Here is a 13,868-nt window from a genome sequence, read left to right as displayed (position 1 = left end):
CAGGTTTTTCGCGAGCGAGCTCGCTCCTACAGTGCGCGCGTGAGCGCGGTGCCTGCTCGGATGCGTCGGCGCGCACTGCGCGCCAGGCGAACCAGCAGCATGCCCGCCGCGCAACTCAGGCCCACGATCAGGCCCTGCCACAAACCGCTTGGGCCGCTGGGTTCGCCCAGCCAGTCGGTCAACCCCAGGGCGTAACCCACCGGCAACCCCACGCCCCAGTAGGCGAGCAAGGTCAGCAGCATGGTCACCCGCGTGTCCTGATAGCCGCGCAGCGCACCGGCGGCGGTCACCTGGATCGAATCGGAGAACTGGAACAGCGCCGAGAACACGATCAGCATCGATGCCAGGTGGATCACCACCGGGTCGGGGGTGTAGATCGCCGCAATCTGTTCGCGAAACACCAGCATCAGGCTGCAGGACAGGCAGGCATAGGCCAGCGCTGTACCCATGCCGACGCCTGCGGCAAAGCGTGCTTCACGCGGTTCGCCACGGCCCAGGGCCTGGCCGACGCGCACGGTGACGGCCATGCTCAGGGAGTAGGGAATCATGAACACCAGCGAGCTGACATTCAGCGCGATCTGATGGCCGGATACCACCGTGGCGCCCAGGTTGCCCAGCAGCAGGGCGATGACCGCGAAGATGCTCGATTCGGCAAAGATCGCCACGCCAATCGGCAGGCCGATCCCCAGTACGCGTTTGATCACCGCCCATTGTGGCCAGTCGAAGCGCTTGAACAATTCGCTGCTCTGATACGCCGCGCCCCAGCGCGTCCACCCGGCCAGACCGAGCATCATTACCCACATTGCAATCGCCGTGGCCCAGCCGCATCCCACGCCGCCCATGGCCGGCAGGCCGAGATGGCCGTAGATGAAGATGTAGTTCAGCGGAATATTCAGCGCCAGGCCAATCAGGCCCATGACCATGCTCGGCCGCGTACGGCCCAGGCCGTCACTGAAACAGCGAAACACGTAATACAGCGCAATGGCCGGCATCCCGGCCGCGATGCCATGCAGATAGCCCATGGACGGCTCGATCAGGTCGGGCTCGACCTTCATCGCATGCAGTATCGGCTCGGCGCACAGCAACAACAGGCCGCCGCACAGGCCGACCACCACGGCCAGCCACAATGACTGACGCACCAAAGGCCCGATTTCGTTGAGCTTGCCCGCGCCAAAGCGCTGCGCGACTTTCGGTGTGGTGGCCAGCAGGGTGCCAGTCATCAGCAGGTACACCGGGATCCAGATCGAGTTACCCAGGCCCACCGCCGCCAGGTCCTTGGGGCTGACCCGCCCGGCCATCACCGCGTCGACAAAGCTCATCGCGGTGGTTGCCAGTTGGCCGATCATGATCGGCAGGGCCAGTGTCAGCAGGCCGCGTACTTCCCGACGGATGCGGGCGGGGCGGGTGAGGGTAGCGGTAGCGGTGTTCACGTACAGGTGTCCAATCAAAAAGGGCAGTCGCAAGGACGGCGGATTCTACGCCTTGACGCAACGGTCAGGAAAAAACCTATGTTGCTGATTTGTAATGCGACTACACAGGCACCCCATAACCCATGTGTCACTTCAATCCCATGCCTGTACACTGCTGATCCGCCAAAGGAGCCCGCCATGCTGATTGTTGCCGACGAAAATATTCCGCTGCTCGATGCATTTTTCCAGGGATTTGGCGAGATTCGCCGCGTACCCGGTCGTTCGATTGACCGCGCCACGGTGGAGCAGGCCGATGTGCTGCTGGTGCGTTCGGTGACCAACGTCAACCGCGCCCTGCTTGAGGGCTCGAAGGTGGGTTTTGTCGGCACCTGCACCATCGGCACCGATCATCTGGACCTCGATTATTTCCGCCAGGCCGGTATCCAGTGGTCCAGCGCACCGGGCTGCAATGCGCGGGGCGTGGTGGATTATGTGCTGGGCAGCTTGCAGACCCTGGCCGAAATCGAAGGGGCCGACCTCACCCAGCGTACTTATGGCATCGTGGGCGCCGGTGAGGTCGGCGGGCGGCTGGTCCAGGTGCTCGAGGGCCTGGGTTGGAACGTGCTGGTCTGCGACCCGCCACGACAGATCGCCGAAGACGGCGACTACGTGAGCCTGCAACAGATCATCGAGCAATGCGACGTGATCAGCCTGCACACGCCGCTGATCAAGTCCGGCAATGGCGCCACCTGGCATCTGTTTGATCGCCAGCGCCTGGAACAACTCAAGCCGGGCACTTGGCTGATCAACGCCAGTCGAGGCGCGGTGGTGGATAACGCCGCCCTGCGCGACGTATTACTTGAGCGCGAAGATCTGCAAGCGGTGCTGGATGTGTGGGAGGGCGAGCCGCAGGTGGATGCCGACCTGGCTGACCTGTGCGTACTGGCCACCCCGCATATCGCCGGCTACAGCCTCGACGGCAAGCAGCGCGGCACGGCGCAGGTCTATCAGGCGTTCTGTGCTCACCAAGGCCTGGAGCCGAGCATTCACTTGAGCGACCTGCTGCCGCAACCGTGGCTGGCCGAGGTGCACCTGAACGCGTCGACCGACCCGGCCTGGGCGTTGGCGACCTTGTGCCGCAGCGTGTACGACCCGCGCCGCGATGATGCGGATTTGCGTCGCAGCCTTGTGGGAACGGTGGACGAGCAGCGCAAGGCCTTTGACTTATTGCGCAAGCACTACCCGGAGCGCCGCGAGATTGATGGCCTCAAGGTGCGCATCAACGGCGAGTCGGCCGTGTTGTCCAACATCGTGACCGCACTGGGCGCGGTCTGCGTTTAGACAGCCGATAAAAAACCCGGCCACCTGGGCCGGGTTTGAAAGAGCGTCGGCGTTTCAGCCTTGCTGCGCAGGCTTGACCAGGCGCTGTTCCAGTTCGCTGCACGCTTGCTGGATCATTTCTTCGGTAATCTGCACTTCGCGGCCCTTGGCATCGATGTAAGAGCAAGGCAGCGCCTGCGGTTGGCGGATCACTTCAATCTTGGCATTGCTGCTGTTTTGCAAGGTCATGGCCTGTCTCCTCATCAGGTTGTGTACCTACTTTAATTCCCCCGCGTGACCGAGCTGTTACAACTCCATACACGTTCACCGGTTCGGACACCCAGTCCACCAGAAACCGGCACATATTTCCAGATCAGTCTTAGACCGATAGCCTCTAGCGGCCTCTATCGGCGGGCATAATTAACCTGACTCATTGTTATTTGCGCAAGTTCCCCCAATGTTGAGGGTTAGACTCCGTCAGTGGTGAAGCCCGTATGTTCTCAACCCGTCAACGCCGCGCGATCCGCCTGGCCAGCCGCTTTATCGCGCCCTACCGCTGGCAGGCGCTGGGCGCCCTGTTGGCGCTGATCGTCACCGCCGGTATTACCTTGTCCATGGGGCAAGGCATTCGCCTGCTGGTCGACCAGGGTTTCATGACCCAGTCACCGCACCTGCTCAACCAGTCCATCGGCTTGTTCATGCTGCTGGTGCTGGGCCTGGCGGTGGGCACGTTCACGCGCTTTTACCTGGTGTCGTGGATCGGTGAGCGCGTAGTGGCGGACATTCGCCGGCAAGTGTTCAACCACCTGATCTACCTGCATCCCGGTTTCTACGAGAACAACCGCAGCTCGGAAATCCAGTCACGCCTGACCACCGACACCACCTTGCTGCAATCGGTGATCGGCTCATCACTGTCGTTGTTCCTGCGCAATGCCTTGATGGTCATTGGCGGTATCGTGCTGCTGTTCATCACCAACCCCAAGCTCACCAGCATTGTGGTGGTGGCGTTGCCGCTGGTGCTGGCGCCGATCCTGATCTTCGGCCGGCGTGTGCGCAGCCTGTCACGGCAGAGCCAGGACCGCATCGCTGATGTCGGCAGCTACGTGGCCGAGACCCTGGGCCAGATCAAGACCGTGCAGGCCTATAACCATCAGGCGCAGGACGAACAGCGTTTTGCCCTGACCGTGGAAGAGGCGTTTGCCACCGCGCGCAAACGCATCCTGCAGCGGTCCTGGCTGATTACCCTGGTGATCATGCTGGTGCTCGGCGCCGTGGGCGTGATGTTGTGGGTGGGCGGCATGGACGTGATCAGCGGGCGCATTTCCGGCGGTGAGCTGGCGGCGTTCGTGTTCTACAGCCTGATCGTCGGCAGCGCCGTCGGCACCTTGAGCGAAGTGCTTGGCGAATTGCAGCGGGCCGCCGGTGCGGCGGAGCGGATTGGCGAGCTGTTGCAGTCGAGCAACGACATCCAGGCGCCGGCCAGCGGCAGCGTACGCTTGCCGGCGCGTGTCAGCGGGCGCATGACGCTTGAGGACCTGCGCTTTTGCTACCCGTCGCGGCCAGACAGCTACGCCATCGATGGCCTGAACCTGACGATCAACCCCGGTGAAACCCTCGCGCTGGTGGGCCCTTCCGGCGCAGGCAAATCGACGCTCTTTGACCTGCTGCTGCGCTTCTACGACCCCCAGCAAGGCCGCATCCTGCTCGAAGGCAGGCCGCTGACCGAACTCGACCCGCTGGACCTGCGCCGCCACTTTGCCCTGGTCTCCCAGAGCCCGGCGCTGTTTTTTGGCAGCATCGAAGACAACATCCGCTACGGTAACCCCACCGCCACCCGCGAACAGGTCGAGGCCGCTGCGCGTATCGCCCATGCCCATGACTTCATCCTGCAAATGCCCGACGGCTACCAGACCCACCTGGGCGACGGTGGCCTGGGTCTCTCCGGTGGTCAGCGGCAACGCCTGGCCATCGCCCGTGCCTTGCTGGTGGATGCCCCCATCCTGCTGCTCGACGAAGCCACCAGCGCCCTTGATGCCCAGAGCGAACACCTGATCCAGCAAGCCCTGCCGCAATTGATGCAGGGCCGTACCACCCTGGTGATCGCGCATCGCCTGGCCACGGTGAAAAACGCCGACCGGATAGCGGTGATGGACCAGGGCAAGCTGGTGGCCGTGGGCACGCATCAGCAGTTGATTGCGAGCAATCCGCTGTATGCGCGGTTGGCGGCGTTGCAGTTCAGTGATGGCGGGCAGGAGGAATGAAGCTGCAGTGTGCTTGCGCCTTAGGGCATCATAGGGCCTTTCGATAAATGATCTGGATGAGGATATGAGCCGTTATCAACCTCCGTTGACGCTGACGACAAAGATGCTGGCGCTGGTAGCCGATATCAGTGAGCAGATCGGTCAGCTCTCGGCGGGCAACGATAGCCGCCAGACGCCTCAGCTGAGGCGCGGTAATCGGATTCGCACCATTCAGGCTTCGCTCGCGATCGAGAACAATACGCTCAGCGTCGAGCAAGTCACCGCTGTCTTGGAGGGTAAGCGAGTACTGGGCCTGCCACGGGAAATCCAGGAAGTGCGCAACGCCTTTGCAGCCTATGAGGCGATGCCGCACTGGACGCCGAGTAATCGTGCTGACCTGCTCAAAGCCCACGAACTGCTGATGTTCGGATTGATAGACGATGCCGGACGGTTTCGTCACTCGGGGGTTGGCATTTATCGCGGCGAGCAATTGGTTCATATGGCGCCGCCTGCGAGTCGCGTTGCGCATCTGATCGATGATTTGCTGCAATGGCAGTCAGCTTCAGATTGGCACCCCTTGATCGCCAGTTGTGTATTCCATTACGAGTTCGAATTCATCCATCCCTTTGCAGACGGCAATGGACGAATGGGGCGGCTCTGGCAGACGTTGATACTCAGCCAATGGCGCCCGGCGCTGGCTTATCTGCCAGTGGAGGCGGTTATTCGGGATCAGCAGGATGCCTACTATGCTGCGCTGTCGGCGGCGGATCAGCAGGCAGAAGCGACGCCCTTTGTTGAATTCATGTTGCAAGCCCTGAGCCTGGCGCTGGCTGAGGCGGTATAAAGCCGACTCTAAAAAAATGCCCGCATCTCTCAATACGGGCATTCCTCTTGAAGCTTCAAACTTGCCGCTTGAAGCTGCCCCTCTTACTGGTCATCAAAATACCGCTCATGCCAATCCACCAATGGCTGCGGCGAATTGAGCTTCTGCCCGTAGATCACCGAATAAGACAACACGTTCTGCACATACTGGCGGGTTTCGTCGAACGGGATGCTTTCCACCCACACGTCGAAACTCAGGTGATCGGCACCGCGCAGCCATTGACGCACGCGGCCGGGGCCGGCGTTGTAGGCGGCGGAAGCGAGCACACGGTTGCCATTGAACTGGCTGTGCACCTGGCTCAGGTAGGCGGCGCCGAGTTGGATGTTTTTGTCCGGGTCCAGTACCTGGGCCGGGGAAGCCAGGGGAATGCTGAACTTGCGCGCGGTTTCCTTGGCGGTGCCGGGCATCAGTTGCATCAGGCCGCTGGCGCCGACGCCGGAACGGGCATCGTCCATGAAGGCGCTTTCCTGGCGGGTAATTGCGAACACCCAGCTTGAATGCAGGCCGCGCACCTTGGCTTCGCGCACCAGGGTGTCGCGGTGGGCCATCGGGAAGCGGATGTCCAGGTCGTCCCAATATTGCGCCTGGCTGATCGTGCGGATCGCCGGGAAGTACCACTTCATGTCGTAGGCCAGCTTCGCCTGCGCGACCATTTCATCACGGTTGAAGTGACGGCTGACGTGGTACCACTCGCGGCGGCCATCGACGATCTGGCCGCGGGCGTAGAACTCCAGGGCACGGCGCACGCCTGGGGTGTTGCGCACTTTATTGACCAGCGCCTGGCTCATCACCAGCGGCTTGTTGTTCAACTGGTAAGGGGTCTTGGAGCGGTCGGCGGCGAGGAAACCGTAGAAGTCGCGTTCCTTGGCGACGTTTTTATACAGCACCAGCGCCTGCGGGTTTTTCGGTTCGGCCAGCTCCAGGCTACGCGCCTGCCAGTAGCGCCAGCGGTTGGTGGTGGCCAGGTCCTGGGGCAGCTTGCGGGTCAGTTGGTAGGCATCTTCCCAGCGCGCCAGGCGCAGCAGCAGGCGCAGGCGCCATTCCGAAACGGTGTTGTCGCGCAACTCCGGGTCGTATTGGGTCATTACGTCCAACGCACGAGGGTCGTAGCGACGGGCGAGCGTCAGGCCGATTTCCCGGGCAATCGAAACTTTTTCGTCACGGGAGAAGTGCATGCTGCTGGCGTAGCCGTCCAGCAGGGCCATGGCCTTGTCCGGGTCCTGGCGGGCCAGGCGGCGCAGGCCCAGGCCCACGGCGTCGGACATGGCCTCGGTGGCCGGCAGGAAGCGCGCCGGGTCGCTGAGCATGTCGGGTTTTTGCGCCACGTCGATCATCAGGCGGCCCTGGGCGCCGAGCGTCGGCAGGGTTTTCACCAGGCTGTTGGCCAGTGCGTAGTTGCGTGCTTCGGCGGCAAGCTTGGTGCGGTCCCAGATTTTCTGCTCGGTCAACTGACCGTCAGAGGCCCACTGGCCGAAGGTCACATCGCAGGCGGCCGGCTGGGATTTGCCGGTCATCCACAGCTTCTCGGCGGTCTTGTAGCCTTCGGCCTTGAGGTTGTGGGTCAGTTGGTACTGGCCGTGCAGGCAGTCCAGCTCGACGAAATTGAGCTTGGTATCGTAGTACTTTTCAAAGGTCTGCCAGTCACCCCGGTCGGCCAGCCAGCGCAACCAGCGCAGCTTCATCCAGTTGGCCTGGGGCAGGTCGCCGTTTTTGGCGAGGAACTGTTCGATTTCCTGGTTGCTCGCGGTTTTAAGGCGTGCGGTCAGTTCGTCATACGCCAGGTACGGCGTCAGCGGGTAGTCGGCCAGGGCCTGGCTGTATTGCATGTAGGGGCCGCTGTCGCCCTTGGCGAGGGCGCGCTTGGCTTCATCGTAATATTGACGTTGGGTGGTGAGGTCCACGGCCTGGGCAGATTGAACGGCGGTGGTGGAAAGAAGCAGACAGGATAAAAAGTTGAAAAGGCGACTGCGCATGAGACGTCCGTGCAGAGAAATCACGACTAGCACCGGCATCGCCGACACTGATTGCCCCTAGCTTAGCCTTTTGCCAGCGACCGGCGAAAGCTTTGCCGGCCGGTTGGTTCAAGTTCGCGGCAAATGTCCTGCAGAACGTGTCGGCAGCGAAAATGCAGGCCGCATCCCACCCTCAACTCAGGTAGAATGCGCGCCCAGTTTTTGGAGAAGCGTATGACCCTGCTCAAATTCAGCGATGTGTCCCTTGCTTTCGGCGCTATGCCGTTGTTGGACAAGGTGTCCTGGCAGATCGCCCGTGGTGAGCGGGTGTGCATCATCGGCCGCAACGGCACCGGCAAGTCGAGCATGATGAAGCTGGTAAAAGGCGACCAGAAGCCCGATGAGGGCTCTGTCTGGCGCGCTCCGGGCCTCAAGATTGGCGAATTGCCGCAGGAATTGCCGGTAGCCGACGAGCGGACAGTGTTCGACGTGGTCGCCGAAGGCCTGGACGGCGTTGGCGAATTGCTTGCGCAATACCATCACCTGGCGCAGAACTGCGTCACCGAAGCCGACCTGGACAAGCTGATGCACGTCCAGCAAGACCTCGAAGCCCGCGATGGCTGGCGCTTGCAGCAACTGGTCGACAGCACCCTGAGCCGCCTGCAACTGCCGGCCGACAAGACCCTCGCCCAGTTGTCCGGCGGCTGGCGTCGTCGCGTGCTGCTGGCCCAGGCCCTGGTGTCCGAACCGGATCTGCTGCTGCTCGACGAGCCGACCAACCACCTGGATATCGGCGCCATCGCCTGGCTGGAAGAAGCCCTCAAGGATTTCCAGGGCGCCGTGCTGTTCATCACGCACGACCGTTCCTTCCTGCAAAACCTGGCCACCCGCATCCTCGAACTGGACCGTGGCGGCCTGATCGACTGGAACGGCGACTACGCCAGCTTCCTGGTGCACAAGGAAGCCGCACTCTCGGCTGAAGAGACCGCCAACGCGCTGTTCGACAAGAAACTGGCCCAGGAAGAAGTCTGGATCCGCCAGGGCATCAAGGCGCGTCGCACCCGTAACGAAGGCCGCGTGCGTGCGTTGAAAGCACTGCGTGTGGAGCGCAGCGAACGTCGCGAGCGCACCGGCAAGGCCAATATCCAGCTCGACACGGCCGACAAGTCGGGCAAGCAGGTCATGGTGCTGGAGAACGTCAGCTTCCATCACCCGGAAGGTCCGTTCCTGATCAAGGACTTCTCCATGGTCCTGGCGCGCGGCGACCGTATCGGTCTGCTGGGCGCCAACGGCACCGGCAAGACCACCTTGCTCAAGCTGATGCTCGGCGGTCTGCAGCCGACCAGCGGCACGGTGGAAGAGGGCACGCGTATCGACGTCGCCTACTTCGATCAGTTGCGCCACCAGTTGGACCTGGAGAAAACCGTCATCGACAACGTCGCCGAAGGTCGCGACTTTATCGACATCGACGGCCAGAGCCGCCACGTCCTCAGCTACCTGGGCGACTTCCTGTTCAGCCCGCAACGTGCGCGTACCCCGGTGAAAGCCTTGTCCGGTGGCGAACGCGCGCGCCTGCTGCTGGCCAAGCTGTTCAGCAAGCCGGCGAACCTGCTGGTACTCGACGAACCGACCAACGACCTCGACGTGGAAACCCTCGAGTTGCTCGAAGAAGTGCTGTTGACCTTCAACGGCACCGTGCTGATGGTCAGTCACGACCGGGCATTCCTCGACAACGTGGTCACCAGCACCCTGGTCTTCGAAGGCGAGGGCAAGGTGCGCGAGTACGTCGGTGGTTATCAGGACTGGCTGCGCCAGGGCGGTTCGCCGCGCCTTTTGGGCGTGACCGAAAGCAAGTCCGGCAAGGCCGACCTGACCTCTGCGGTCGTCGCGCCCGTGGCCGCCGCTGCTCCGGCACAGGAAGCTGCGCCTTCGGCCAAGAAAAAGCTCAGCTACAAGCTGCAGCGCGAGCTGGAAGCCTTGCCGGGTGATATCGACGCCAAGGAACAGCAGATTGCCGCAGTAGAGGCAGAGATGGCTGACGCCGGTTTCTACCAGCGCCCGGCGGCGGAAACCGCCAAAGTCATCGCCACCCTGGAGACGTTGAACCAGGAGTTGGAAGCGCTGGTTGAGCGTTGGGCCGAGTTGGATGCCTGAGTAATTTCAACGTATTAAAAAACCCGGTGCTCACTTGATGAGCACCGGGTTTTTTATATGAAATGCGATCCAAATGTGGGAGGGGGCTTGCCCCCGATAGCGGTGTATCAGTCACCAGATATATCAACTGACAGAATGCTATCGGGGGCAAGCCCCCTCCCACATTTGATCTTCATCGGTCTTACTTGCTGGTGTCTTTAACCAACTTGACGGCCAGCACATCACACGGCGCGCCATGCAGCACATCATTGGCAGTAGAGCCCAGCAGCAGCGCCAGGCCATGGCGACCATGGCTACCCACCACGATCAAGTCGCAAGCCTTTTCCTTGGCCAAGTGATGGATTTCCTGGCGCGGTTGGCCGTATGTCAGGTGGCAGTCTTCCTTTTTCAGGTGCGGGTATTTGAGAATCAAACGATCCAGGCGCTCCTTGGCCTGGTCAAATTGTTGTTGCTGCAACTGGGAAAGGTCCATCGGCACGTCACCGCCAAAGGCCATGGCCATGGGCTCGACGATATGCACCAACGACAGTATGGCGCCATTGGCCAATGCAGATTCCTGCGCACGCTTGATCACTGGATCGCACTCTTCGGTCAGGTCGACGGCGACCAGAATATGTGTGTAGGGCATGGGGCGTTCCTCCAGGGGGACTGCAATAAGTTCAGTATGGCTGCTTTCCAAGCGGATGCGGTTGCGTCAGGTCAAATCCGCTCATCTAGAAATTCGGGAGTACACATATGACGGTCTGGATAGTGGTGTCAATCCTTGTCGTGGTGCTGAGCCCTTTGGCATGGCTGCGTCCCTCGCGCCATCAGAGCGGGCGCATGGCGCTGCGCATGGAGGCGCGCCGCATCGGGCTGGCCATGCAACTGGCGCCCCAGGCGTGGCCGCACTGGCTCAAGCAAGAGCCGCCGAGCCCCTGCGCGCAGTACTGCCGGCCACGACGCGGCAGCTCGCCGGCCATCTGGAGTTACTGGCAGTGGGAGCCGGGGGTGTGGGTCAACCAATGGCGCGAGGTGTGCGTGGACGAGAAGTTGTTGCCGTATTTTTCAACGCTGCCGGCCAACGTCTACAAGGTCGAGGCGGACAAGCAGATGATCGCCTTGTACTGGGGCGAGAAGGGCGATGCGAGTGTGTTGAAGGATATTGATGCGCTGCTCAAAGCCCTGGCCTGACATAACCCACTCATTGTAGGAGCGAGCTTGCTCGCGAAAAACCCGAGAGCGACGCGTTAAACCTGAGTCCGCTGCGTTATGGTTGGCGATTTTCGTGAGCAAGCTCGCTCCTACAGAAAACCGGAAGGCCGGGCAATAAAAAGCCCGACTCATCATCGGGCTGGAGTTGGCCAGGCAGGCCGGTAAATCCTCAAGTTGCGGTTAGCCTAGCCGTCTATCCCTTTCTGTACAGGCTTTTCCCCTACCTTTCCTATTATTGATCCTGTGAATAGTTAAATATTGACGGGTTGCTATCCTGCGCTTCGGGTTCTGAACTGACTGGAAAGTCGCGTTTTTCCTAGTCTTTGGAGCGATTGACAATTGCCCGGAATTGGATGAAGGTGGCGTACCCAAATCAAACGGGCGTATGAATTGAGCGTTTGTCCTACAGACAGCTCTGACATAACCCCGACTATCGCACTGGCGGGTGTGCCTGGCGGATTGGCGTGAGCATTGATGCAGGTGTCAATGTCCAACCAGAGGCCAGCGTCCGGTGTGTACTGTTCAGCTTCCATATCGTGGAGATCAGTTGATGATTTACGAAGGTAAAGCCATCACGGTTACGGCTCTTGAAAGTGGCATCGTCGAATTGAAATTCGACCTCAAGGGTGAGTCCGTCAACAAGTTCAACCGTCTAACCCTGAACGAACTGCGTCAGGCCGTAGACACCATCAAAGCAGATGCTTCGGTCAAGGGCGTGATCGTCTCCAGCGGCAAGGACGTGTTTATCGTCGGCGCTGACATCACCGAATTCGTCGACAACTTCAAGCTGCCCGATGCCGAGCTGGTGGCTGGCAACCTTGAAGCCAACAAGATTTTCAGCGATTTCGAAGACCTCAACGTACCCACCGTGGCTGCGATCAACGGTATCGCCCTGGGCGGCGGCCTGGAAATGTGCCTGGCGGCGGACTTCCGCGTCATGTCGGCCACTGCCAAAATCGGCCTGCCTGAAGTCAAGTTGGGTATCTACCCGGGCTTTGGCGGTACCGTGCGCCTGCCGCGCATCATCGGTGCCGACAACGCCATCGAATGGATCGCCGCCGGCAAGGAAAACCGTGCTGAAGACGCGCTGAAAGTCGGTGCTGTCGATGCTGTGGTTGCCCCGGACAAACTGGCCGAAGCTGCGCTGAACCTGATCAAGGGCGCCATCAGCGGCGAATTTGACTACAAGGCCAAGCGTCAGCCGAAGCTGGAAAAACTCAAGCTCAACGCCATCGAACAAATGATGTCGTTCGAAACCGCCAAGGGTTTCGTGGCTGGCCAGGCCGGCCCGAACTACCCGGCGCCGGTTGAAGCGATCAAGACCATCCAGAAAGCCGCGAACTTCGGTCGCGACAAGGCGCTGGAAATCGAAGCTGCCGGTTTCGTCAAACTCGCCAAGACCTCTGCTGCGCAGAGCTTGATCGGCCTGTTCCTGAACGATCAGGAGCTGAAGAAAAAGGCCAAGGCCTACGACGAAATCGCCCGCGACGTGAAACAGGCCGCCGTACTCGGCGCCGGTATCATGGGCGGCGGTATCGCTTACCAGTCGGCGTCCAAAGGCACGCCGATCCTGATGAAAGACATCAACGAGCACGGTATCGAGCAGGGCCTGGCGGAAGCCGCCAAGCTGCTGGTAGGCCGCGTTGATAAAGGTCGCATGACTGCTGCGAAAATGGCTGAAGTGCTTAACGGCATTCGTCCTACGCTGTCCTACGGCGATTTCGGCCACGTCGACCTGGTGGTCGAAGCGGTTGTCGAGAATCCGAAGGTCAAGCAGGCGGTATTGGCTGAAGTCGAGGCCCAGGTCAAAGACGACACCATCCTGGCCTCCAACACCTCGACCATTTCCATCTCGCTGCTGGCTCAGGCCCTCAAGCGCCCGGAAAACTTCGTCGGCATGCACTTCTTCAACCCGGTGCACATGATGCCGCTGGTGGAAGTGATCCGTGGCGAGAAGTCCAGTGAACAGGCGGTGGCCACCACCGTTGCCTACGCCAAGAAAATGGGCAAGAACCCGATCGTGGTCAACGACTGCCCGGGCTTTTTGGTCAACCGTGTGCTGTTCCCGTACTTCGGCGGTTTCGCCAAGCTGGTCAGCGCCGGTGTGGACTTCGTGCGCATCGACAAGGTCATGGAGAAATTCGGCTGGCCCATGGGCCCGGCGTACCTGATGGACGTGGTCGGCATCGACACCGGCCACCATGGTCGCGACGTCATGGCTGAAGGTTTCCCGGACCGCATGAAAGACGACCGTCGTTCGGCGATCGACGCGCTGTACGAGGCCAAGCGCCTGGGTCAGAAGAACGGCAAGGGTTTCTACGCCTACGAGGCCGACAAGAAGGGCAAGCAGAAGAAAGTGGCCGACCCGTCGGTGCACGAAGTGCTGGCCCCGGTCATCTACGAACAGCGTGAGGTGTCGGACGAAGACATCATCAACTGGATGATGATCGCCCTGTGCCTGGAAACCGTACGTTGCCTGGAAGACGGCATCGTCGAGACCGCCGCCGAGGCCGATATGGGCCTGGTGTACGGTATTGGTTTCCCTCCATTCCGTGGTGGTGCGCTGCGTTACATCGACTCGATCGGTGTGGCCGAGTTCGTTGCCCTGGCTGACAAATACGCTGATTTGGGCCCGCTGTACCACCCGACCGCGAAGCTGCGTGAGATGGCCAAGAACGGCCAGAGCTTCTTCGGTTAAGCGCCCAATCGACTAGAG

General features: G+C 61.0%; 9 protein-coding genes and 1 pseudogene. 6 read left to right on the top strand and 4 right to left on the bottom strand.

Annotated elements, in window-relative coordinates:
- Nucleotides 1–26: 26 nt before the first annotated feature.
- Complete coding sequence (locus J1G34_RS21400; RefSeq protein WP_130137938.1) at nt 27–1,430, bottom strand: MATE family efflux transporter; 1,404 nt, start codon at nt 1,428–1,430, stop codon at nt 27–29.
- A 177-nt stretch (nt 1,431–1,607) separates the two neighbouring features.
- Here J1G34_RS21400 and pdxB point away from each other — a divergent pair, with 177 nt between their 5' ends.
- Entirely contained in the window at nt 1,608–2,750 is a 1,143-nt protein-coding gene (pdxB, locus tag J1G34_RS21395; RefSeq protein WP_065935512.1) for a 4-phosphoerythronate dehydrogenase PdxB, read from the top strand.
- 54 nt (nt 2,751–2,804) lie between these two features.
- Here the strand turns inward: pdxB and J1G34_RS21390 are convergent, their stop codons facing one another.
- The gene (locus tag J1G34_RS21390; protein ID WP_163001695.1) at nt 2,805–2,978 is read right to left on the bottom strand and encodes a PA1571 family protein; all 174 of its coding nucleotides are present in this window, start codon (nt 2,976–2,978) and stop codon (nt 2,805–2,807) included.
- A 245-nt stretch (nt 2,979–3,223) separates the two neighbouring features.
- On the opposite strand from J1G34_RS21390, the gene J1G34_RS21385 reads away from it, so the two are divergent.
- Nucleotides 3,224–4,990, top strand: a complete 1,767-nt coding sequence (locus tag J1G34_RS21385) for an ABC transporter transmembrane domain-containing protein (RefSeq protein ID WP_122560501.1) — start codon at nt 3,224–3,226, stop codon at nt 4,988–4,990.
- Between the two features lie 64 nt (nt 4,991–5,054).
- Nucleotides 5,055–5,810: pseudogene (locus J1G34_RS21380) on the top strand (Fic family protein); the annotation flags it as partial.
- A gap of 86 nt (nt 5,811–5,896) precedes the next feature.
- On the opposite strand, the gene J1G34_RS21375 reads toward J1G34_RS21380, so the two are convergent.
- Nucleotides 5,897–7,825 carry a transglycosylase SLT domain-containing protein gene (locus J1G34_RS21375; protein ID WP_065893525.1) on the bottom strand — a complete coding sequence of 643 codons (1,929 nt, stop codon included), beginning with the start codon at nt 7,823–7,825 and terminating at the stop codon, nt 5,897–5,899.
- A 213-nt stretch (nt 7,826–8,038) separates the two neighbouring features.
- Here J1G34_RS21375 and J1G34_RS21370 point away from each other — a divergent pair, with 213 nt between their 5' ends.
- Nucleotides 8,039–9,958 (top strand): ATP-binding cassette domain-containing protein, encoded by a 1,920-nt coding sequence (locus J1G34_RS21370; protein WP_065886332.1) that lies wholly within the window; start codon nt 8,039–8,041, stop codon nt 9,956–9,958.
- 181 nt (nt 9,959–10,139) lie between these two features.
- Here the strand turns inward: J1G34_RS21370 and J1G34_RS21365 are convergent, their stop codons facing one another.
- Nucleotides 10,140–10,586, bottom strand: a complete 447-nt coding sequence (locus J1G34_RS21365) for a universal stress protein (protein WP_065893527.1) — start codon at nt 10,584–10,586, stop codon at nt 10,140–10,142.
- 107 nt (nt 10,587–10,693) lie between these two features.
- Here J1G34_RS21365 and J1G34_RS21360 point away from each other — a divergent pair, with 107 nt between their 5' ends.
- Together J1G34_RS21360 and fadB are read left to right on the top strand one after the other, a co-directional pair.
- Nucleotides 10,694–11,131 (top strand): hypothetical protein, encoded by a 438-nt coding sequence (locus J1G34_RS21360; RefSeq protein WP_065893528.1) that lies wholly within the window; start codon nt 10,694–10,696, stop codon nt 11,129–11,131.
- A 571-nt stretch (nt 11,132–11,702) separates the two neighbouring features.
- Entirely contained in the window at nt 11,703–13,850 is a 2,148-nt protein-coding gene (gene fadB, locus J1G34_RS21355; protein WP_122462285.1) for a fatty acid oxidation complex subunit alpha FadB, read from the top strand.
- Nucleotides 13,851–13,868: the final 18 nt, after the last annotated feature.

The sequence above is a fragment of the Pseudomonas sp. Wu6 genome (genome assembly GCF_019891515.1).
Classification (GTDB): Bacteria; Pseudomonadota; Gammaproteobacteria; order Pseudomonadales; family Pseudomonadaceae; genus Aquipseudomonas; species Aquipseudomonas orientalis_A.
Note: the sequence above shows the minus strand (reverse complement) of the source record. Positions and strands in the feature narration are given on the sequence as shown.

Bases quoted from the DNA above. Each gene is read 5' to 3' on its own strand.
- J1G34_RS21370 (WP_065886332.1), top strand. From the start codon at position 8,039: ATGACCCTGCTCAAATTCAGCGATGTGTCCCTTGCTTTCGGCGCTATG.
- fadB (WP_122462285.1), top strand. From the start codon at position 11,703: ATGATTTACGAAGGTAAAGCCATCACGGTTACGGCTCTTGAAAGTGGC.
- pdxB (WP_065935512.1), top strand. From the start codon at position 1,608: ATGCTGATTGTTGCCGACGAAAATATTCCGCTGCTCGATGCATTTTTC.
- J1G34_RS21365 (WP_065893527.1), bottom strand. From the start codon at position 10,586: ATGCCCTACACACATATTCTGGTCGCCGTCGACCTGACCGAAGAGTGC.
- J1G34_RS21360 (WP_065893528.1), top strand. From the start codon at position 10,694: ATGACGGTCTGGATAGTGGTGTCAATCCTTGTCGTGGTGCTGAGCCCT.
- J1G34_RS21375 (WP_065893525.1), bottom strand. From the start codon at position 7,825: ATGCGCAGTCGCCTTTTCAACTTTTTATCCTGTCTGCTTCTTTCCACC.
- J1G34_RS21385 (WP_122560501.1), top strand. From the start codon at position 3,224: ATGTTCTCAACCCGTCAACGCCGCGCGATCCGCCTGGCCAGCCGCTTT.
- J1G34_RS21390 (WP_163001695.1), bottom strand. From the start codon at position 2,978: ATGACCTTGCAAAACAGCAGCAATGCCAAGATTGAAGTGATCCGCCAA.